Genomic DNA, 21362 nt, shown 5'->3' with positions numbered 1-21362 from the left:
GCCGTCATTGCTGACGTGCTTCAGCAATGCGTGCACCACACTGCATCCGCCACCCTGCCGTTCCATCAATTCAAAAGCGGCATCAATCGATACCCCCTTCAACTTGGACACGTTCCTGCGCTGACCTCTAGGAGTCGACGTGAGGAAACATTTTGAGTTCAAGGAGGCGCCTGATGAGCGCAGTGGTGTCCGCAACGGACGTGAGGAGGTCTCGCGTCAGGCTGTTCATCGTGACCATGCTGTTCCTGGTCACGACGGTCAATTACGCCGACCGCGCCACGCTGTCGATCGCCGGCTCCGCGCTCTCCAAGGAACTTCATCTCGATCCCGTCGCCATGGGTTGGATCTTCTCGGCCTTCGGCTGGTCCTATGTGGCCGCGCAGGTGCCGGGCGGCTGGCTGCTCGACCGCTACGGCTCGCGCCTCGTCTATGCCTTCAGCATCATCGTCTGGTCCCTGTTCACGATGATGCAGGGCTGGGTCGGCTTCTTCAGCGTCGGCACGGCGATCGTCGTGCTGTTCGCGCTTCGCTTGCTGGTCGGCGTTGCGGAAGCGCCGTCCTTCCCCGCCAACGCCCGCATCGTCGCCGCCTGGTTTCCCGGCAATGAGCGCGGCACCGCATCGGCCTTCTTCAATTCGGGGCAGTATTTCGCCACCGTGATCTTCGCGCCGCTGATGGGCTGGATCGCCCATGATTACGGCTGGCGCTACGTGTTCTTCGTGATGGGCGGGCTCGGCATGATCATGGGCTTTGCCTGGATCAAGACCGTCTACGGCCCGAAAGAGCATCCCGGAATCAACGAGGCCGAGTTCGACTACATCAAGGAGGGCGGCGCGCTGGTCGACCTCGACGCGCCCAGAGACGAGCGCGCGCCGGACTCCGGCCCCCGCTGGGACCACATCCGCCAGCTCCTCTCCAACCGCATGATGCTCGGCGTCTATCTCGGCCAGTACTGCATCAACACGCTGACCTATTTCTTCCTGACCTGGTTCCCGGTGTACCTCGTCAAGGAGCGTGGCCTGTCGATCCTGCAAGCCGGCTTCGTGGCGACGCTGCCGGCGCTGTGCGGCTTCATCGGCGGCGTGCTCGGCGGCATCATTTCCGACGCCATCCTGCGCAAGACCGGTTCGCTGACCATGGCGCGCAAGATCCCAATCGTGGGCGGCATGCTGCTGTCGATGTCGATCATCGCCTGCAACTATGTCGACGGCCAGGCGCTGGTGGTCGGCTTCATGGCGCTCGCCTTCTTCGGCAAGGGCATCGGGGCGCTCGGCTGGGCGGTCGTCTCCGACACCTCGCCCAAGGAAGCCGGCGGCGTCTCCGGCGGCCTGTTCAACTCCTTCGGCAACCTCTCCTCGATCACCACGCCCATCGTGATCGGCTACATCGTGGCCGCGACCGGCTCCTTCAACGGTGCCTTGGTGTTCGTCGGCATCAACGCGCTGGTGGCCGCGGTCGCCTACCTCGTCGTGGTCGGCCAGATCGAGCGGGTGGTGCTCAAACGTTCCTCCTGAGCGCTCCGGGACAAGCGGAGCGGGACAGGCAACTCAACGGCGGCTCAAAAAGCCGCCGTCTTTGTTTTGGGGATGATCGATGCTAGAAGTGCCAGGGAAACGCCTTATTCATCTAAGGCATGTATCGATGTTCGACCTCAACCAGCTCCGCTGTTTCGTCACCGTTGCAGAAGAGCTGCATTTCGGCCGCGCCGCCGCGCGGCTGAACATGACCCAGCCGCCGCTGTCCCGGCAGATCCAGGTGCTCGAGCACATCATCGACGCGCCGCTGCTGGAGCGCACCAGCCGCTCGGTACGCCTGACGCCGGCCGGGCGCAGCTTCCTGCCCGAGGCGCGGCGCATCCTGAAGCTTGCGGAAAGCGCCTCGCAGGTCGCCCGCCGTATCGCGCTCGGCAAGACCGGCTCGCTGAAGATCGGCTTTACGGCAGCAGCCGCCTACGGCTTCCTGCCCGAGCTCGTCGCGGCCTGCCGGGCCAGGCTGCCGGAGGTCGATTTCTCGCTGAAGGAGATGGTCTCCGGCGATCAGTTCGAGGCGCTGACCTCGGGCCAGATCGATGCCGGCCTGCTCAGACCGCCGATCGCGCGGCCGGAGCTGACGAGCCGCCGCGTGGTTGCCGAGCCCCTGCTCGCCGCCATCCCGAAGAAACACCCGCTGGCGAGCGCGGAAAACATCACCATCAAGGACTTCGACGACCAACCCTTCGTGATGTATTCGCCCTATGAGAGCCGCTACTTCCACGATCTGCTGGTCGCGCTGTTCACCCGCGCCGATATCCTGCCGCGCTATGTCCAGCACCTCAGCCAGATCCACTCGATCCTCGCGATGGTGCGCGCCGGCCTCGGCCTCGCCATCGTCCCGGCCGCAGCCGCCGGCCTGAAAATCTCCGACGTCCGGCTGCGTCCCCTCAAGCTGCGCAACCGCGTCCCGGTCGAATTGTTCATGGTCTGGCGCCGCGACGACGAGAATCCGCTGTTATCTGCATTGGTCAAAATCGCCAGCGAATTGTCCTCTGCGGAGGTGATGGAGGATTGATGCTGAATTCGCATCGGTCGATCTAGGCTTTGGCTTGGACGCGCATCGAACCGCCTCTTAAACACCAGCGCATGGACGCGCGCCCGAGTTGCGTCCCCGACAGCACGACAGAAGGGAGCAGCGCCCATGAGCAAGATGACCCCGCAGGAAATGGCCCAGAAGATCGGATCCGGCCTCCTGTCCTTCCCCGTCACGCCGTTCAAGGCTGACTATTCCTTCGACGAGGCGATCTACCGCGCCAATATGGACTGGCTGTGCGGCTATGACGTCGCCGGCCTGTTCGCCGCCGGCGGCACCGGCGAGTTCTTTTCGCTGACGCCGAGCGAGGTTCCGCAAATCGTCAAGATCGCCGTCGAGGAGACCAAGGGTCGCGTGCCCGTGCTTGCCGGCACCGGCTATGGCACCGCCACCGCGCGCGAGATCGCGATCGGCGCGGAGAAGGCCGGCGCTGACGGCCTCTTGCTGCTGCCGCCCTACCTCACCCATTCCGAGCAGGAAGGCCTCGCCGCTCATGTGGAAGCGGTCTGCGCCTCCGTGAAAATCGGCGTCATCGTCTACAACCGCGACAACGCCATCCTCCAGCCCGATACGCTCGCCCGCCTTGCCGAGCGCTGCCCGAACCTCGTCGGCTACAAGGATGGCATCGGCGACATCGAGCTGATGACCCGCGTCTACACCAAGCTCGGCGACCGCCTGACCTATGTCGGCGGCCTGCCGACCGCGGAAACCTTTGCACTACCCTATCTCGACATGGGCGTGACGACCTATTCCTCGGCGGTGTTCAACTTCGTGCCGGAATTCGCCACCAATTTCTACGCTGCCGTGCGCAAGCGCGACCATGCGACGATCCATGCGGGCTTGAAGGATTTCATCCTGCCACTGATCGAGATCCGCAACCGCAAGAAAGGTTATGCGGTCTCGATCATCAAGGCCGGCATGAAGGTGATCGACCGCGATTCCGGCCCGGTCCGCCCGCCGCTCACCGACCTGACCGAGCAGGAGATTGCGGAACTGACCGCGCTGGTAAAGAAGCTCCCCGCCATTCGATCGTCACAACAAGCAGCAGAATAAGAGACAACCACAGGGAGGAGCGTGCGATGGCCCAGACCGACATCTCCGGCGCGTCAGTTGCCGGCGCGTCAGTCGCCGGCGCACCGGTCGTCACATCGATGCAGGTGATCCCGGTCGCGGGCCGCGACAGCATGCTCCTCAATCTGAGCGGCGCACATGCGCCGTTCTTCACCCGCAACATCGTCATCCTCACCGACAATGCCGGCCACACCGGCGTCGGCGAAGTGCCGGGCGGGCAAAAGATTTGGCAGACACTCCAGGATGCCCGCGACCTCGTGATCGGCAAGACCGTCGGCGCGATGAACAACATCCTCGCCGATGTCAGAACCGCCTTTGCCGACCGCGATGCCGGCGGCCGCGGCAAGCAGACGTTCGACCTGCGCGTGATGATCCATGCGGTCACCGCAATTGAATCCGCCCTGCTCGACCTGCTCGGCCAGCATCTCAATTTGCCGGCCGCAGCCCTGCTTGGCGAAGGCCAGCAACGCAAGAGCGTCGAGACACTGGGCTATCTCTTCTTCGTCGGCGACCGGCGCAAGTCCAAGCTCGACTATGTCAGCGGCGACTCTGGCAAGGCGGAATGGTTCAATCTCCGCCACCAGGAGGCGATGACGCCTGACACTGTGGTACGCCTGGCTGAAGCAACCCACGACCATTACGGCTTCGCCGACTTCAAGCTCAAGGGCGGCGTGCTCCGCGGCGAGCAGGAGATCGAGGCCGTCACGGCCATCGCAAAGCGCTTTCCCAACGCGCGCGTCACGCTGGACCCGAACGGCGCCTGGTCGCTCGACGAGGCTGTCAGCCTCTGCAAGAACATGCACGGCATCCTCGCTTATGCCGAGGATCCCTGCGGCGCCGAGGCCGGCTTCTCCGGCCGCGAGATCATGGCCGAGTTCCGCCGCGCTACGGGCTTGCCGACCGCGACCAACATGATCGCCACCGACTGGCGCCAGCTCTCCCATGCGCTACGCCTCGGTGCGGTGGACATTCCGCTGGCCGATCCCCATTTCTGGACCATGCAAGGCTCGGTGCGGGTCGCCCAGACCTGTCGTGACAACGGCCTGACCTGGGGCTCGCACTCCAACAACCACTTTGACATCTCGCTCGCCATGTTTACCCATGTCGGCGCCGCCGCCCCCGGCAAAGTCACCGCGATCGACACCCACTGGATCTGGCAGGACGGTCAGGCACTGACGAAGGAGCCGCTCCTGATCAAGGGCGGCAGGATCGCCGTGCCGGAGAAGCCCGGCCTCGGTATCGAGATCGACCGCACGGCCATCGAGGCCGCGCATGAGCTCTACAAGAAACATGGACTTGGCGCCCGCGATGACGCTACTGCCATGCAGGACCTGATCCCCGGCTGGACCTTTGACGACAAACGTCCCTGTCTGGTTCGTTAAAAACTGAGGCATGATCCCGGAAAAGTGGGCACCGGTTTTCCGACAAGGATCATGCCCCTTAACTAAGGAGGACAACATGACTGCGATCCTGAAAAACTTCATCGGCGGCGAATGGGTCGACGGCTCCGGCCTCACCAGGAACATCAACCCCTCCAACACCAACGATCTCGTCGGCGAATACGCCAAGGCCGACAAGGCGCAGACCGAGAAGGCGATCGCAGCCGCCAAGGCCGCCTTCCCCGCCTGGGCGCACTCCACGCCGCAGCAGCGCTATGACTCGCTGAACAAGATCTCCCTCGAAATCATCGCCCGCAAGGAAGAGCTCGGTCGCCTGCTCGCCCGCGAGGAAGGCAAGACGCTCCCCGAAGGCATCGGCGAGGTCGCCCGCGCCGGCCAGATCTTTGCGTTCTTCGCCGGCGAGGCGCTGCGCCTGATCGGCGAGAAGGGCGCCTCCGTCCGTCCTGGCCTCGACGTCGAGCTCACCCGTGAGCCGATGGGCGTCGTCGGCATGATCACGCCCTGGAATTTCCCGATCGCGATCCCCGCCTGGAAGATCGCACCTGCGCTCTGCTACGGCAACACGGTCGTGTTCAAACCGGCTGAGCTGGTGCCGGGCTCGGCGCATGCGCTGTCCGAGATCATCACCCGCTCCGGCATTCCGGCTGGGGTGTTCAACCTCGTGATCGGCTCCGGCTCTATCGTCGGCCAGACCCTGCTCGAACATCCGGATGTGGCCGCGATCTCGTTCACGGGCTCGGTCGGAACGGGTCGCAAGATTGCGCAGGCCTGCGTGACGTCGAGCAACATGAAAAAGTTTCAGCTCGAGATGGGCGGCAAAAATCCACTGGTCGTGCTCGACGACGCCGATCTCAAGACCGCCGTCGAGGTCGCCGTCAACGGCGCCTATTTCTCGACCGGCCAGCGCTGCACCGCCTCGTCCCGCCTGATCGTCACCGAGGGGATCCACGACCGCTTCGTCGCAGCGGTGGCCGAGCGCCTGAATGGCCTGTCGGTGGACGACGCGCTCAAGGCCGGCGTCCATATCGGCCCTGTCGTCGACCAGAGCCAGCTCGACCAGGACCTGCGTTACATCAAGATCGGCCAGGACGAGGGCGCCAAGCTCGCCTTCGGCGGCGAGCTGCTCAAGCGCGAGACGCCCGGCCACTATCTCCAGCCGGCGCTGTTCATCGAAGCCAACAACAACATGCGCATCGCGCGCGAGGAAATCTTCGGGCCGGTTGCCGCAGTCATCCGCGCCAAGAATTACGACGAGGCGCTGGCGATCTCCAACGACACCGAGTTCGGCCTCGCCTCCGGCATCTGCACCAGCAGCCTGAAATACGCCTCGCACTACAAGCGCAACAGCGAGTCGGGCATGGTGATGGTCAATCTGCCGACCGCCGGCGTCGACTATCATGTGCCGTTCGGCGGCCGGAAGGGCTCGAGCTACGGCGCCCGCGAGCAGGGCTCCTATGCACGCGAGTTCTATACGACGGTGAAGACCGCCTATACCTATCCAGGTTGATATCGTGACATCGTAGGGTGGGTTAGCGCAGCGTAACCCACCTGTTCCGCTTCCGCGGATCAAGACATTGGTGGGTTACGCTGCGCTAACCCGCCCTACAAATCCCGGAGTCCTCCCATGGACCAGGACGTCGCAGCGAAAGAACAGCCCCGCTACATCAAGCTCAACGCGCGCGACAATGTCGCGATCGTGGTCAATGATTTCGGGCTTCCCGCCGGCTCCCGCTTCGCCTGCGGGCTGACGCTGCGCGCCTTCGTGCCGCAAGGGCACAAGACGGCGCTGGTCGACATCGCCCAGGATCAGCCGATCATCCGCTACGGCGAGGTGATCGGCCATGCGCTCTCGCCGATCCTGGCCGGTGAATGGGTGGACGAGGCGCGCATCCGCATGCCGGAGGCCCCTGACCTCGACAAGCTGGAAATCTCCACCGCCGTCCCCGCGCCCCTTCCGCCGCTCGAAGGTTTCACCTTCGAGGGCTTCCGCAATCCGGACGGCTCGGTCGGCACCAAGAACATCCTCGGCATCTCCTCCTCCGTGCAATGCGTCAAGGGGACGATGGAATATGCGGTCAAGCGAATCCGCACTGAACTGCTGCCGAAATATCCGAACGTCGACGACGTCGTGCCGCTGACGCATGCCTATGGCTGCGGCGTCGCCATCAACGCGCCCGACGCCGTGGTGCCGATCCGCACGCTGCAAAACCTCGCGCTCAACCCCAATTTCGGCGGCGAGATTTTGGTCATCAGTCTCGGCTGCGAGAAATTGGCACCCGAGCGACTGGTGCCCGAAGGCATCAGCGATGCCATCGTGCGCATGCAGGACGAAGCCTTCGACGGCTTTGGCGCCATCGTCGACGCGATCATGACTCAGGCGGAAGCTCGCCTGAAAATCCTCAACAAGCGCACCCGCGAGACCTGCCCGGCGGCCGATCTCGTGATCGGCCTGCAATGCGGCGGCAGCGATGCTTTCTCCGGCGTCACGGCGAATCCCGCCCTCGGCTTCGCTGCCGATCTGCTGGTGCGCGCCGGCGCCACCGTGATGTTCTCGGAAGTGACCGAGGTGCGCGACGCCATTCAGCTGCTCACGCGACGCGCGATCAACGAGGATGTCGGCCGCGCGCTGGTGCGCGAGATGGCCTGGTACGATTCTTATCTGGCCCGTGGCGGCGCCGACCGCAGCGCCAACACCACGCCCGGCAACAAGAAGGGCGGGCTTGCCAACATCGTCGAAAAGTCATTGGGCTCGATCGTCAAGTCTGGCTCATCCGCGATCACCGGCGTGCTCTCGCCCGGCCAGAAGGCAACGCAAAAGGGCATGCTGTTCGCGGCAACGCCCGCAAGCGACTTCATCTGCGGCACGCTCCAGCTCGCTTCCGGCATGACGCTGCAAGTGTTCACGACCGGCCGCGGCACACCCTATGGCCTTGCCGCGGCGCCCGTCATCAAGGTCGCAACCCGCACCGAGCTGGCGCGGCGCTGGAAGGACCTGATCGATTTCGACGCCGGCGGTATCGCCACCGGCGAGAAGACCATCGAGGAAACCGGCTGGGATCTGTTTCACCTGATCCTCGATGTCGCGAGCGGCCGCACCAAGCCGTGGTCGGATCGCTGGGGCATCCACAACGATCTCACGCTGTTCAATCCGGCGCCGGTGACCTGAGGCCCAAAGAGGTCACCTCACGTCATACTGCCCGGCATGAAACAGCGCACGCGCGGGTGGCCGTCGATATAGTGCTTCCACACCATGGTGCGGCCGATCTTGTTCGGCTCGTTAATCACGGCGCCGTCGGGCACGACGACCCATTCCTCGTCGAGATGCACGCGGTAGTGGCCCTGCTCGGACTCCCAATCGACATCGGCGACGACATAGCCGTCGGCGTCTGAGCAGCACTGCCCGTACTCGCTGCGCAGACTCTCGAACCAGGGCTTCAGTGGCGAGTTGGCATAGCGTCCGTCGTCGCGCGCCAGCGCCGCTGTTGCCAGCAGCATCGTCAGCCCCAGCAGCATCGCCGCAAACGATCTTGCAAGTTTCATAGCGTCTTCCCGCGGATCGAAATCAGCGCCGTGAGGGACAGACAACGCCGCCCACCCCCTGCGCAACGGCGGCAGGCGTGGCTATGGCGACTCGTTCCCCCAACAGCTTTGCGACAGCTATGCAAATCCGGCGCCACCACACATTCCGGAGAACTACTGGCGTAACGAGAATGAGCAACACTCTATCGTCATCGCCTGATCGAGATCAGGCGATCCAGTATTCCAGGTATAGCGAGAGGGATGCCGAGAAGCCGCGGCGCGGATGCGCCGCGCGCCGCTACTTCTTCGCCGCCGGCGCCATCATCATCGCGCCGCCCTTCTTGGTCGCAGGCGCGGGCGGCAGCTTGGTCGCGGCGGCCTGCGCGGGGAGATATTTGGCGACGATGGCAGGATCGACTTCGGCGATGCTGGCGTCCGGCAGGCGCTGCCAGGTCTCGTCCTTGCCGAACAGGGAAATGCCGAGAAAGCCGCGCATGGTCAGCGTCTGCCCGTCCGGGCTCACCGTCATCTTGGCCTTCCAGATGTTGCCGTCGCGCGGATTGACGACGTTGCCGCCCTCATACTTCAATCCGTCGCGTTTCATATTGCGGATGAAGGAGAGCCCGAGCACCGGCTGGTTCTTGCGATCGTCGGTGCATTTCGTGCAGGCCTCGTTCGGATCGTCCCCGTCACGCGGGAAGGTCTTGGCGATCACGCCTTCGAAGATGCCGTTGTGATCGATGAAGAGGAACCAGCCCACCGGCCTGCCGTCTTCGACCTTCTGCCAGAGCCCCGCGGCGGTTGGCTGCGCTGACGCTGCAGCCGGGACTTGCGATGCAGCCGGGCTCACCGCACAGAGCGACAGCGCGAGCGCGAGGAACGTGAGCAGCCGAAAGCTGGAAACGAGTTTCCGCATTATGATCACCTTGCTAAGCCGCCACTGCAATGGCCGCAGACTACGGCGATTTCGCGAACGGTTCCAGCGCCAGAAACATGGGGTGCCGCCTCCCGTTCGCACCGTGGTCAGTTGACACCGAGCTTCTTTTGCAGGCTGGAGGACGAGGTCGTGTACTGGAACACGAGCCGCTTATCCGGGTAGACGTAGCGGTGGGCTTTTTGCGACATCAGCGCGCCCTCGTGGAAGCCGCAGAGGATCAGCTTGATCTTGCCCGGATAAGTGTTGATGTCGCCGATGGCGAAGATGCCTGACACGTTGGTCTCGAACGCTGACGTCTCGACCGGCACCAGATTGTTCTCCAGCGCAATGCCCCAGTTCGCGACCGGACCGAGCTTCATGGTCAGCCCGAAGAACGGCAGCATGGCGTCGCAGGCAATTTCGCTGACGTTGTTGTCGTTGCCCTTGACGGTGGCGCCGGTGAGCTTGCCGTCGTGGCCTGCGAGCGCAGTGACCTGGCCGAGCCGAAGATCCATCTTGCCGTCGGCGACCAGCGCGCGCATCTGCTCGACGCTGTGGGGCGCGGCGCGAAAATCGTCGCGACGGTGCAGCAGCGTGATGCGCTTGGCGAGCGGATGCAGATTGAGCGTCCAGTCGAGCGCGGAATCGCCGCCGCCGACGACCAGCACGTTCTTGTCGCGGAAGGTCTCCATCTTGCGCACGGCGTAGTGCACCGAGCTGCCCTCATAGGCTTCGATTCCCGGCACCGGCGGACGCTTGGGCTGGAACGAGCCGCCGCCGGCCGCGATCACCACGACCTTGCATTCGAACACCTTGCCGGCATCGGTGGTGCAGCGAAACAAGGGATCGCCGATCTTCTCCAGGGTCTCGATCATCTCGCCGAGGTGGAAGGTCGGATTGAACGGCTTGATCTGCTCCATCAGCGCTTCGGTGAGGCCCTGGCCTGAGACCTGCGGAATGCCGGGAATGTCGTAGATCGGCTTTTCCGGATAGAGCTCGGCGCACTGGCCGCCGACCTTGTCGAGAATGTCGACGAAATGCGCCTTCATGTCGAGAAGGCCAAGCTCGAAGGCGGCGAACAGGCCGCACGGGCCGGCGCCAATAATCAGCACATCGGTTTTGATCACGTCGCTCATGTCGTCTCTTTATCTTGTCGGTTGGACGGCGCCTGGCGGGCAGAGGTGACCTTGCCTGTCTAGCCAACGGTGATGGATCAGGGAAGGCATAAAAGCGATAGCGCCCCGCAGCCGCACCCACTTGCCGGGTCAGGATAACTGGGCTGTAACGGGACGCGATATGACGGAGATCAATCGGTGAACGCACCAAGCCGCCTCGATACGACGCCGCGCCTGGAGGACCTCCCTTTTCGCCTGAGCGACAACGTCCGCTTCGGCGACCTCGATCCGAACCAGCACGTCAACAACGCGGTCTATGCCACGTATTTCGAGACCGGCCGCGTCACGCTGATGAAGCGCCCGGAGTACGGCCTGACTCCGCCGGGCCTTGCCTGGATCATGGTGCGGCTCGACATCCATTTCCGCGCCGAGCTGCACTGGCCGAACACGATCGAGCTCGGCCTCGGCGTGGTCAAGCTCGGACGGACGTCAGTGACCTTCGAGCAGGTCGTGTTTTCGAACGGGAAATGTATTGCCTCAGCGAATTCGGTCGGCGTCCTGCTCGACGAGGCGGCGCGCCGGCCGGCCCCGCTGACCGCGGAGGTGATCGAGAAATTCAAACCCTGGCACAAGCGCGGCATCGAGGTCGCGCCGCCGAGCACTTGAATAGGTTGGGCGGATCAGGCCTGGCGTTCCGGCGTCGCCACCACGAGCCCGTCGAGCTCGTCGGAGACCTTGATCTGGCAGGACAGGCGCGAGTTCGGGCGCACGTCGAAGCCGAAGTCGAGCATGTCCTCTTCCATCGGCGTCGGGCTGCCGACCTTCTCGCGCCAGGCTTCGTCGACATAGACATGGCAGGTCGCGCAGGCGCAGGCGCCACCGCATTCGGCTTCGATGCCGGGAATGCTGTTGCGGATGGCGGCTTCCATCACGGTCGCGCCGTTCTCGACGTCCACCGTGCGGGTTTCGCCCTTGTGATCGACAAAGTGAATTTTGGCCATGTGTGCTCGTGCTGCCGCGATCTGGGAAAAAGGAGGGTCCGGGCTGTCCTATAACGGGTCGCTCAGGACCGCGCCATAGCGTTTTCAAGCGAAGTGAGTACCGGTTCGCCTAAGGAAAACGCGTCAAAACAAAAGGCTAGTGCGCAGGACCACCGGGAGCCGCAGGTCGTCGCCTAGTGCTTCAGGATCGCCGCGATGGTGGCGCGGACCTCGGCCACCGCCTCTTTCAGCACCGCCAAAGCATGGGGCCGGTTGTGGCCGGTCCTGGCGGCGGCCTCGAGGCTCGCAGCCGCATCCGCGACGGCAAAGGCGCCGATCCCGCGCGCCGAGCCCTTGAGCTTGTGCGCAAGCGCCCCGGTATCCGCCGGCAGCGCCGCCATCGCCGCGAGCAGGCGAACCGCTTGCTCGGCGAACATGGCGAGCACTTCCTGCTCGAGCTCGACGTCGCCGAGCGTCATGCGCGAGAGATGGTCGAGATCGAGCGGGCTGTCGATGGGCGCAAGCGGGGGCGAGGGCATCCAGTCCATCCGTTGCAGTTCAGGCGTCATGGCGCGGGCCCCGGCATCGCGGATGTTCCGCCGGTCCGGCGGTGAGCTTTCACCTCACCCATGCACGGAAATGGTTAACGAAGTGTTCGGCTCGTTTTGCGCAAATCCGCCCGTTTATTGACGAAAAGTTGCCGCAATCTGCCGAGTTCCGTGGAGAATTTCATTTAGGGCTAAGGCGTTACGGCGCGATCCTGTTAACGATGATTAAGATTGTATTAATCGCGGGCATTTCATTCGCGACGCTCTGCCAATAGGATGTTTTGGAAATTGGCGGACAAGCCGTCCGGGTGGGGACGGCTCGGAGATCCGCGCAAGCGGCATGATCCGGTCTGTGGGCTTGCGTAGCGCGCAGGGCTCGCGGGGGACGCGTACAAGTAACGAGGGCTCGGACTGACCATGGCAAACACTCCGAAAAAGGCCAAAGATCCCACGGAAGTTGCGCTTTCTGCAATCCAGGAAGCCCTGAACATCAGCGACACGGCTGCGGATACCAGCCGCAACGCATCAATGCGCGGCGAAACGGCGCCCCCGGTCGCGCCGCCCGCGCCTCCCATGTTCGACGAGCCGACCTTCGAGCCGCGCCCTGCCGCCAACGAGCGCGCCACCGTGTTCGACACGGTCGAGGAACCGCGCTCGTCGCGCCGCGCCGCCAATGACGATCGCGAGACCATCGGCCAGCTGCTGCAGTCGCTGCAGACGGGCCGCCCTACCCGCAACATCTACACCGGCGCAACCATCTTCACCGTCGTCTGGCTCGCCGCCTGCGCTGCGCTGACGATCGGCTTCCTGCCCTCGATCCAGGCCGCCATGGGCCAGAGCGGCGGCGTGCTGGCGATCGCCGGCCTCGTCACGATGTTCTTCGCGCCCATCATGCTGTTCTACTTCCTCGCGAGCCTGGTCTGGCGCGGCCAGCAGATGAGCCAGGTCGCACAGGCGATGGCGCAGGTCGCGATCCGCTTCTCCGAGCCGGAAGGCTCGGCGTCCGATTCCATGGTCACTGTCGGCCAAGCCATCCGCCGCGAGGTCGCGGCGATGGGCGACGGCATCGAGCGCGCGATCGCGCGCGCCGGCGAGCTGGAGACGCTGGTCGCCAACGAAGTCGCGGCGCTGGAGCGCGCCTATTCGGATAACGAAGTGCGCATCCGTGCCCTGCTCCAGGACATCGCGCATCAGCGCGACAATCTGGTCGGCCAGGCCGAGCAGGTCCGCAGCGCCATTTCCGGCGTGCAGATCGACCTGCGCCACGACATCGCGCTGATCTCGGACGCGATCGCCTCGCGCGTCGACGAGGTCGCGAAGTCCATCACCGGCGCGCTGGAAGAGCGCGGCGCCCACATCACCGGCGCGCTGAGCCACGCCGGCGACAACATGATCCTGGCGCTCGGCGAGCGCGGCGGCGACCTGCTCGACCGCCTCGAGGAGGCCAGCTCCGAGACCACGCGCGCGGTGCTCGACGCCAGCGAGCGGCTGACCACCAGCCTCAATTTCAAGACCGGCCATGTCCACGACGAGTTCGTCGACCTCGCCGACCGCGTCCACGAGATGCTGAACGAGCGCATCGACCGCATCACCGGCGAGTTCGAGCAGCGTTCCGCCGCGATCGTCGACGGCATTTCCGAGCGCACTGAGCAGGTGCACGACAGCCTCAAGAATTCGTCGGACTCGCTGCTGCTCGAGCTCGAGCTGCGCTCCAACGACATCTCCGCCAAGATCGACGACGCCGGCAACCGCCTCGCCGGCCAGATCATGACCTCCGGCGACAAGGCGAGCGAGGCGCTCGACGCCACCGTCAACACCCTCGTCGCCAAGGTCGTCAGCCAGACCGAGACCGCGCACGACTCGCTGTCGCTGCAGATGAGCGCATTCGACGAGCTGGTGAAGAACCAGGGTTCCGAGCTGGTCGAGAAGTTCGCCCGCGATTCCGGCACCCTGGGGGCCCTGATCACGCGCCACATCTCCGAGTTCGACCGCACCGTGAAGACCTTCGGCGGCGAGATCGTCGAGCGCATGGGCCAGCGCACGCAGGACATCCATGAGTCGCTGAAGACCTATGTCGACAATTTCGACACTCGCATCACGTCCAGCGGCGGTGAAATCACCGCGACCCTCGACCAGCGCCTGGTGCAGTTCGAAACCACGCTCGGCGAGCGCGTCACCAACCTCGACGCCTCGCTGAACGGCAAGATCTCGAACCTCGATGGCACGATCGAAGGCCACATCAAGACCTTCGACGAGCAGCTCGGCGGCCGCGTCGGCGCGCTCGAGCAGTCGTTCGATGCGCGTGCGAAGTCCGTCACCGAGACTATCGACGGACGTCTCAATACGCTGTCCACGACACTGACCGACGGTGCGACGCAGGCAATCCAGTCGATCGACTCACGCCTCACCCACCTCACCACGACGCTCACGGGCGGCGCGGCGCAGGCGCTCGAGTCCATCGACTCCCGCCTCACCGACCTCACGATGACGCTCACCGACGGCGCCTCGCAGTCGATCCAGTCCATCGATACGCGCCTGACCCACCTCACCACGACGCTCACCGGCGGCGCGACGCAAGCGCTCGAATCCATTGACTCCCGCCTGACCTACCTGACCACCGCGCTGACCAACGGCGCCTCGCAGGCCGTGCAGTCGATCGACACCCGCCTCACCCTCCTGACCTCGACGCTCACGGACGGCACCGCTCAGGCGATCGACGCGGTCGACCGCCGCATCACCGGCGTCACCGAGGTCATCGACGGCCGCAGCATGCATCTGACCGACACGGTCACGGCGCGCTTCCAGGACATCCACCAGGCAATCGAGACCAAGGTCGGCTCCGTCGCCAACGACATCGACGTGCGCGTGGCGCAGTTCGAAGACCTGCTCGGCTCGCGTGTCGAAGCCGTCGCCGGCCGCATCGAGAGCAGCGGACGCCAGGCCAGCGAGGACATGATGTCCCGCGCCGAGATGATCTCGACCGCGATCCGTTCGCATGTGGAAGACGCCGAGCGCTCGCTCACCAACCTCGTGGTCAACACCAGCGAGACGATCCAGACCGGTGCGCGCACCGCGCAGCAGTCGCTGATGACGGTCTCCTCCGACGTCAACGCCCAGCTCAAGATGACCTCCGCCGAGGTCGAGCGCGCACTGACCGCGGTCGGTACCGGTGCGGCGAACTCGATCCTGACCAGCGCCCGCGAGGCGCAGTCGACCCTGGTCTCGGCCTCGGGCGATGCGTCCAACCAGATCAAGTCGCTCTCGGCGGACGTCGAGCGCACGCTGTCCGCGGCAGGCTCGGCCACCTCGGCCTCGATCCTGGCCGGCGCCCGCGAGGTGCAGACCACGCTCGTCACCGCCTCTTCGGACGCGGCCAACCACGTCAAGACCCTCACCGCCGACGTACAGCGCTCGCTGTCGCTGGCCGGTACCGCCACGGCGGAATCGATCACCGCCGGCGCCCGCGATGCGCAGGGCACGCTGATCGCGGCTTCGACCGAGACCGCCAACCAGATCAAGGCGCTGTCCTCCGACGTGCAGCGCTCGCTCTCGATGGCGGGCACCGCGACGGCCGAGTCCATCATGACCGGCGCGCGTGACGCCCAGAGCACGCTGGTCAACGCGTCCTCGGACGCGGCGAGCCAGGTCAAGTCGCTCGCGGCCGAAGTGCACCGCTCGCTCTCGCAGGTCGGCCAGACCACCGCCGAGACGATCACGACCAGCGCCCGCGACGCCCAAAGCACCCTGCTCGCGGTCTCGGCCGAGCAGACCGGCCAGGTCCGTTCGCTCGCGGCCGAGATGCAGCGCGCGCTGGCGACCGCCGGCGGCGCCACCATCGAGGCGCTCACCAGCGGCGTGCGCGAGGCCCAGGGTACGCTGATATCAGCATCGACCGACGCGGCGAGCCAGATCAAGTCGCTGACGACGGACATCGAGCGCACGCTGACCGCGGTCGGCGCCGACACCGCTTCGACCATCCTCAACAGTGCACGCGAGGCACAGACCTCGCTGACCTCGACCTCGGCGGATGCCGCGAGCCAGATCCGCACGATCTCGACCGAGATCGAGCGCGCGCTGAGCTCGGCCACGGCGAACGCGACCAACGACATCCAGACCAGCGCGCTCAACGCCCAGAACGCACTGATCTCCGCCTCCAACGAGGCGAGTTCGCGGGTCAAGTCGAGCTCGGCCGACGTCGAGCGTTCGGTGCTCGCCGCATCGAGCAGCTTCGGCCAGGCCATGACCGGCAAGACCGACGAGATCGTCACCTATGTGCAGCAGCAGGCCGACCGCCTCTCGAACATGATCGACGCCAAGCGCGGCTCGCTCGTGGACGCGATCGGCTCGAAGACCAGCCAGCTCACGCTCGACATCGACCGCGTTACCTCCGACGCGCTGAAGTCGATCGAGACGCGCGGCCAGGCCTTCTCGCAGACCATGATGGGCAACGGCAACGAGGTGGCCCGCACCATCAACTCGGCGAGCGAGGTCGCAACCAGCGCGGTCGGCAGGTCGCTCAAGGACCTCGAGCAAGCCTCGCGCGCGGCGATCGACCAGTCGCGCCAGGTCTCGATCGCGGCCGTCACCGAGATGCAGGAGACCAGCAAGATCCTGCGCACCGACACGGTGGCCCTGTTCGAGCGCCTGCGCGAAGGCAACATCCTGCTCCAGGAGGTGCTGACCGGTGCCCACGACAACCTCAACTCGCTCGAGCGGGCGCTGGTGACGCGCGTCGCCGACTTCGTCTCGGCGATGAACGACGTCACCTCGCGCAACGGCGCAGCGACGCAGAACCTGGAAGACCAACTCAACGTCTTCAACACCAAGACCACGCGGGCGCTCCAGGATCTCGGCGAGCTGTCGACCCAGTTCGACGCGCACGGCAAGGCGCTCGTCGATGCCGCCCAGGTCGTGGAGCAGAGCAACAAGAACACCACCGCCTCACTCGCCGAGCGCAAGCAGGCGCTGGAATCACTCGTCACCACCATCGACCTGCGCACCACCGATCTCGACCAGCGCCTGTCGCGCTTCACCGGACTGCTCGATGAATCGCTGGCCGCCGCCGAAGAGCGTGCCCGCGACATCGCCCGCGTGGTCGCGGAGACCGCCGGCGCTGGCTCGGCCGCGATCACCCGCCAGTTCGAGGCGGTGCGGGCCGCGTCCGAAGAGGAGCACCGGCAGACCGTCGAGACCATGCACGACATCTACCGCCAGACCACCGACGAGGCGGATGCGATGTTCAAGCAGTCGGCCGAGAAGTTCGGCAACCTCGTCTCCAGCATGAAGCAGATGGCGTTCGAGATGCATAACGAGCTCGAAGCCACCCGCAACGAGCTGCGCCGCGGCGTGCTCGAGATGCCGCAGGAGGCCGCCGAGAGCACTGCGCAGATGCGCAAGGTGATCGTCGATCAGATCGAAGCACTCGCCGAGCTCAACCGCATCGTGGCCCAGCACGGCCGCGGCCTCGACGTCACCACGACGGGCCGCTCTTCTGTCGCCGTCCAGCGACAGGAAGAGCCGATGATGGCAACTGCCGGCGGTCGTGGCAGCGAGACCCGCGCCCGCGAAAGCGCCAGCGCCGCGACCTTGCCGCCGCCGGACCTCGGCGTGCCCGCCTCGCGTCGCACCGAGGCGCCGCCGGTTGCTCCGGGCGGCAACGACCAGGGCCGCGACGGCTGGCTGTCGGATCTGTTGAACCGCACCGACGCCCACCAGGCTGCTCCGACCGGTCGTGAGGCCCCGCGTGCCCGCCAGGCTGCACCCGCTCCGCAGCCGCAGGCCCCGCAGAGCAGCGGCAATCCGCTGGAATCGCTGTCGCTCGACATCGGCCGGCTGATGGACCGCAACCTCGCCTCCGAGATGTGGGACCGCTACCAGCGCGGCGAGAACAAGGCCTTCACCAAGCGCCTGTACACGCCCGCCGGCCAGAAAGCCTTCGACGAGGTCGCCCGCAAGTACCGCGCCGACCGCAACTTCAAGGGCACGGTCGACCGCTACATCGGCGAGTTCGAACGCCTGCTCGACGAAGTCGCCCGCGACGGCCGCGGCCCGCAGGAACTGCGCAGCCACCTGACCTCGGAAACGGGCCTGGTGTACACGTTGCTCGCGCACAGCGCGGGGCGGCTGGGGTGAGACGGAGCTAGCAACGAATAAAAAAACGGAGGCCTCATGGCCTCCGTTTTTGTTTGAGCGAAACGTAGCCCGCATGGAGCGCAGCGAAATGCGGGGACGGCCCCCGGATTGCGCTGCGCTCCATCCGGGCTACGAAGTCAGCGCAATCTCGCCGCACCGTCATTGCGAGGAGCTCTTGCGACGAAGCAATCCAGAGTCTCCGCGGAGACAGTCTGGACTGCTTCGCTTCGCTCGCAACGACGAGGAGAGAGCGCGCGCGAGCTTACTGCCGCTTGCGCGCGTTCGCGTTCGCCGGCGCCGGCTTCGGCGCCTCTGCTGGCGGCGGCGCCGCGGCTGGCGCGTTGTTGCTGGCGCCGAACAGGACCCGGGTCGGGTTGCGGTCGAAATTGTTCACGGCGCGGCTGATGTCGCCGAGCGTACGGCGGCCGTCGGTCATCAGCGCCCCCGAGCGCTTGTCGAAATCCTCGGCGAGCTCGCGGATCGACTTCACCGTCAGGAACAGCTCGCCGCCGTCCTTGCCGCCGGCGAGCGAGTTGAGGCCGAGCATGAGGTTGTCAGCCTTGAGCATGACGCCGTCGACCTTGGCCATCACGCCGTCGATTTTTTCGGAGTTGCGGGCGAGCGAATTGGTGAAGGTCTCGAGGTTCTTCAGCGAGTTCTTCACCGACTCCTGGTTGTCGGCAACGATCTTGTTGATGTTCTGCAGCGTGCCGCGGATCGCCTCGGTGACGTCCTGGAGCTTGTTGGGGTCGGCCGTCAGCGTCGGAATGCCGTCCTCGTCGAGCGGCGGAGGCGGAGCCGCCTCCTCGCCGCCCTTGAGCGAGATCGCGGCGACGCCGGTCAGGCCCTGGAATTCGAGACCGACCAGGGTGTCCTTGCGGAGCGGCGTGTTGTTCTCGATCATGGCGAGTGCGACAACCCGCCGCGGGTTGTCGAGCTTCACCGAGACCACCTCGCCCACCCGGATACCGTTGAAATTGACGCTGCCGCCATTGCGCAGGCCTGCCGCCGGACCCTCGAACACGACGCGGAAGGGGCTGCGCTGCTTGGTGGTGTGCAGCGACTGGAACCACAGCACGAAGCCGATCGCCGCCGCGATCACCGCCAGAGTGAACGATCCGATCAGTACGTAATTCGCCCGCGTTTCCATCAGCTGCTCCGGGGACTCAAGTCACGACCGCGCGGGCGCGCTTGCCATGGAAATACTGCCTCAGCCAAGGATGCTGCGAGGCCTGCATGTCGGCGATCGATCCTGCCGCAATGATCTTACCGTCCCCTAAAACGGCGATGCGATCGCAAGCGGTGTAAAGGCTGTCGAGGTCGTGGGTTACCATGAAAACGGTCAGCCCCAAAGTACGCTGCAGCGTCCTGACCAGCTCGTCGAAATCGCCGGCACCGATCGGATCGAGACCGGAGGTCGGCTCGTCCAGGAAGACGAGGTCCGGATCGAGCGACAGAGCCCGCGCCAGCGCGACGCGCTTGATCATGCCGCCGGACAATTCCGACGGAAAGCGATCGGCCACTTCGGGCTTGAGGCCGACCATCGTGAGCTTGGCGATGGTGATCTCGTCCATCAGCCGCTGCGAGACCCGCAGATATTCGCGCATCGGAAACTGGATGTTCTGCCGCACCGTGAGCGAGGAGAACAGCGCGCCCTGCTGGAACAGCACGCCCCAGCGCCGCTCGACGTTGCGGCGCTGCGATGTGTTGGAGGCATCGAGATCGACGCCGAACACCTCGATCGAGCCGGCAACCTTCGGCACCAGGCCGATGATGGTGCGCGTCAGCACCGACTTGCCCGCACCGGATGGGCCGACGAAGCCGAGGATCTCGCCGCGCTTGACGTCGAGGTTGAGACTGTCGAGCACCCGCGTCGCGCCGAACTGCACGGTGATGTCGCGGACACGGATGATGGGGTCTTGAGCTCCGCCTGCCATCGTCACATTCCGATCGATGCGAAGAAGATGGCGAACACGCCGTCCATGACGATGACGAAGAAGATGCCCTTCACCACTGACGCCGTCGTATGCTGTCCAAGCGATTCCGCGCTGCCCTGCACGGCAAGGCCCTCGACGCAGGCGACGATGCCGATCACGGCCGCCATCACCGGCGCCTTGACGATGCCGACGATGAAATGATCGATCGAGATGGCATCGCGCAGGCGCAGCAGAAACGCTTCGGGATCGACGCCGCCATAGAGCCACGCGACGAGCCCGCCGCCATAGAGCGCCGCCATCGCACCGAGGAAGGCGAGGATCGGCAGCGCCAGCACCAGGGCGATCATCCGCGGCAGCACCAGCACCTCGATCGGGTCAAACCCCATGGTGCGCAGCGCGTCGATCTCCTCTCGCATCTTCATTGAGCCGAGCTCGGCGGTGTAGGCGCTGCCCGACCGGCCCGCGACCATGATGGCGACCAGGAGGACGCCGATCTCGCGCAAGACCAGCACGCCGAGCATGTCGACGACGAAGATGTCGGCTCCGAACCGACGGAAATGGAAAATGCCCTGCTGCGCGATGATGCAGCCGATCAGGAAGGTGATCAGCACGATGATCGGCACCGCGCGCCAGCAGACCTGCTCCAGATGATGCACGGTCGAGGTCAGGCGGAGTGAGCGGGGGCGGATCAGCACACGGCCCCCGGCCGCGAGCACGGCGCCGAGCATGTCGACCAGGCCGGCAATGGTGCCGCCAACGCCGGCCACCGCGCGGCCGATCTGCTCCAGCATGCCGGTGATGGTGATCGTGCCGCTGTCGACCACCGGGGTCGCCCTGACCCGCCGCACCTCGTCGACGAGGCTCGAATAATTCGCGGACAGTCCCGCGATCTGCGCCTCGACCGCGCCTTGCGTCAGGCTGCGGCGCAGCCGCTCGATCAGCCAGGCCCCAAAGGTGTCGAGCTTGGCGACCTCGGAGACGTCGATGAAGATGCTTTGGGGGCCACCGGCAAGCTTCTCGGCGTCGGCCACCATCCGCTCCAGGACCGGCGCGAAGCTCGCAGTCCAGGTTCCGGTGGCGCAGAGGGCCAGCGCGTTGCCTTTGGCTATCCGTTCCAGCTTCGGATCGCCGCTCAAGGTGTCCGCTCCCGTGACAGGGCGGAGAAAATCAGATCGTTGC

General features: G+C 65.3%; 16 protein-coding genes. 8 read left to right on the top strand and 8 right to left on the bottom strand.

All coding sequences use genetic code 11. The features are described 5' to 3' along the window. Window positions 1–173: 173 nt before the first annotated feature. The 6 genes from JJE66_RS31890 (at window position 174) to garD (ending at window position 8202) form a co-directional block, all read left to right on the top strand. Window positions 174–1514, top strand: coding sequence for an MFS transporter (locus JJE66_RS31890; RefSeq protein WP_200519341.1), 1341 nt, complete (start codon window positions 174–176; stop codon window positions 1512–1514). A 127-nt stretch (window positions 1515–1641) separates the two neighbouring features. Next, a complete protein-coding gene (locus tag JJE66_RS31885) occupies window positions 1642–2547 on the top strand; it encodes a LysR substrate-binding domain-containing protein (protein ID WP_200519339.1) in 906 nt (301 codons plus the stop codon). 126 nt (window positions 2548–2673) lie between these two features. Continuing rightward, entirely contained in the window at window positions 2674–3618 is a 945-nt protein-coding gene (gene kdgD, locus JJE66_RS31880) for a 5-dehydro-4-deoxyglucarate dehydratase (protein WP_200519337.1), read from the top strand. 26 nt (window positions 3619–3644) lie between these two features. Continuing rightward, a complete protein-coding gene (gudD, locus tag JJE66_RS31875) occupies window positions 3645–5018 on the top strand; it encodes a glucarate dehydratase (RefSeq protein WP_200519335.1) in 1374 nt (457 codons plus the stop codon). Between the two features lie 76 nt (window positions 5019–5094). Beyond that, on the top strand, window positions 5095–6543 hold the full coding sequence (locus JJE66_RS31870; protein ID WP_200519324.1) for an aldehyde dehydrogenase family protein: 1449 nt from the start codon (window positions 5095–5097) through the stop codon (window positions 6541–6543). Between the two features lie 117 nt (window positions 6544–6660). Further along, window positions 6661–8202: a galactarate dehydratase gene (gene garD, locus JJE66_RS31865; RefSeq protein ID WP_200519322.1), complete on the top strand. Its 1542-nt coding sequence runs from the start codon at window positions 6661–6663 to the stop codon at window positions 8200–8202. Window positions 8203–8219: 17 nt separating this feature from the next. On the opposite strand, the gene JJE66_RS31860 is transcribed toward garD, so the two are convergent. From JJE66_RS31860 to JJE66_RS31850, 3 genes are all read right to left on the bottom strand, one after another. Further along, window positions 8220–8576 carry a hypothetical protein gene (locus JJE66_RS31860; protein WP_200519320.1) on the bottom strand — a complete coding sequence of 119 codons (357 nt, stop codon included), beginning with the start codon at window positions 8574–8576 and terminating at the stop codon, window positions 8220–8222. A 277-nt stretch (window positions 8577–8853) separates the two neighbouring features. Further along, on the bottom strand, window positions 8854–9471 hold the full coding sequence (locus JJE66_RS31855; RefSeq protein ID WP_200519318.1) for a DUF2147 domain-containing protein: 618 nt from the start codon (window positions 9469–9471) through the stop codon (window positions 8854–8856). A gap of 107 nt (window positions 9472–9578) precedes the next feature. Continuing rightward, window positions 9579–10607 carry an NAD(P)/FAD-dependent oxidoreductase gene (locus tag JJE66_RS31850; protein ID WP_200519316.1) on the bottom strand — a complete coding sequence of 343 codons (1029 nt, stop codon included), beginning with the start codon at window positions 10605–10607 and terminating at the stop codon, window positions 9579–9581. A 177-nt stretch (window positions 10608–10784) separates the two neighbouring features. Between JJE66_RS31850 and JJE66_RS31845 the strand changes: the two genes are divergently transcribed. Then, window positions 10785–11252, top strand: a complete 468-nt coding sequence (locus JJE66_RS31845) for a thioesterase family protein (protein ID WP_200519314.1) — start codon at window positions 10785–10787, stop codon at window positions 11250–11252. A gap of 14 nt (window positions 11253–11266) precedes the next feature. Here the strand turns inward: JJE66_RS31845 and JJE66_RS31840 are convergent, their stop codons facing one another. Together JJE66_RS31840 and JJE66_RS31835 are read right to left on the bottom strand one after the other, a co-directional pair. After that, on the bottom strand, window positions 11267–11587 hold the full coding sequence (locus JJE66_RS31840; protein WP_045008721.1) for a 2Fe-2S iron-sulfur cluster-binding protein: 321 nt from the start codon (window positions 11585–11587) through the stop codon (window positions 11267–11269). 173 nt (window positions 11588–11760) lie between these two features. Then, window positions 11761–12135: an Hpt domain-containing protein gene (locus JJE66_RS31835; protein WP_200519312.1), complete on the bottom strand. Its 375-nt coding sequence runs from the start codon at window positions 12133–12135 to the stop codon at window positions 11761–11763. Between the two features lie 396 nt (window positions 12136–12531). Here JJE66_RS31835 and JJE66_RS31830 point away from each other — a divergent pair, with 396 nt between their 5' ends. Then, window positions 12532–18246, top strand: coding sequence for an apolipoprotein A1/A4/E family protein (locus JJE66_RS31830; RefSeq protein ID WP_200519303.1), 5715 nt, complete (start codon window positions 12532–12534; stop codon window positions 18244–18246). 262 nt (window positions 18247–18508) lie between these two features. Here the strand turns inward: JJE66_RS31830 and JJE66_RS31825 are convergent, their stop codons facing one another. The 3 genes from JJE66_RS31825 to JJE66_RS31815 are packed head-to-tail and all read right to left on the bottom strand — an operon-like array spanning window position 18509 to window position 21319. Then, on the bottom strand, window positions 18509–19396 hold the full coding sequence (locus tag JJE66_RS31825; RefSeq protein ID WP_200519301.1) for an MlaD family protein: 888 nt from the start codon (window positions 19394–19396) through the stop codon (window positions 18509–18511). A gap of 16 nt (window positions 19397–19412) precedes the next feature. After that, complete coding sequence (locus JJE66_RS31820; protein ID WP_200519299.1) at window positions 19413–20183, bottom strand: ABC transporter ATP-binding protein; 771 nt, start codon at window positions 20181–20183, stop codon at window positions 19413–19415. A 2-nt stretch (window positions 20184–20185) separates the two neighbouring features. Then, on the bottom strand, window positions 20186–21319 hold the full coding sequence (locus JJE66_RS31815; RefSeq protein ID WP_200519297.1) for an ABC transporter permease: 1134 nt from the start codon (window positions 21317–21319) through the stop codon (window positions 20186–20188). Between the last annotated feature and the right edge of the window lie 43 nt (window positions 21320–21362).

It is taken from the genome of Bradyrhizobium diazoefficiens (assembly GCF_016612535.1).
GTDB lineage: Bacteria > Pseudomonadota > Alphaproteobacteria > Rhizobiales > Xanthobacteraceae > Bradyrhizobium > Bradyrhizobium diazoefficiens_C.
The sequence above is the reverse complement of the archived record's forward strand: the minus strand, read 5'-3'. Positions and strand labels throughout refer to the sequence as shown.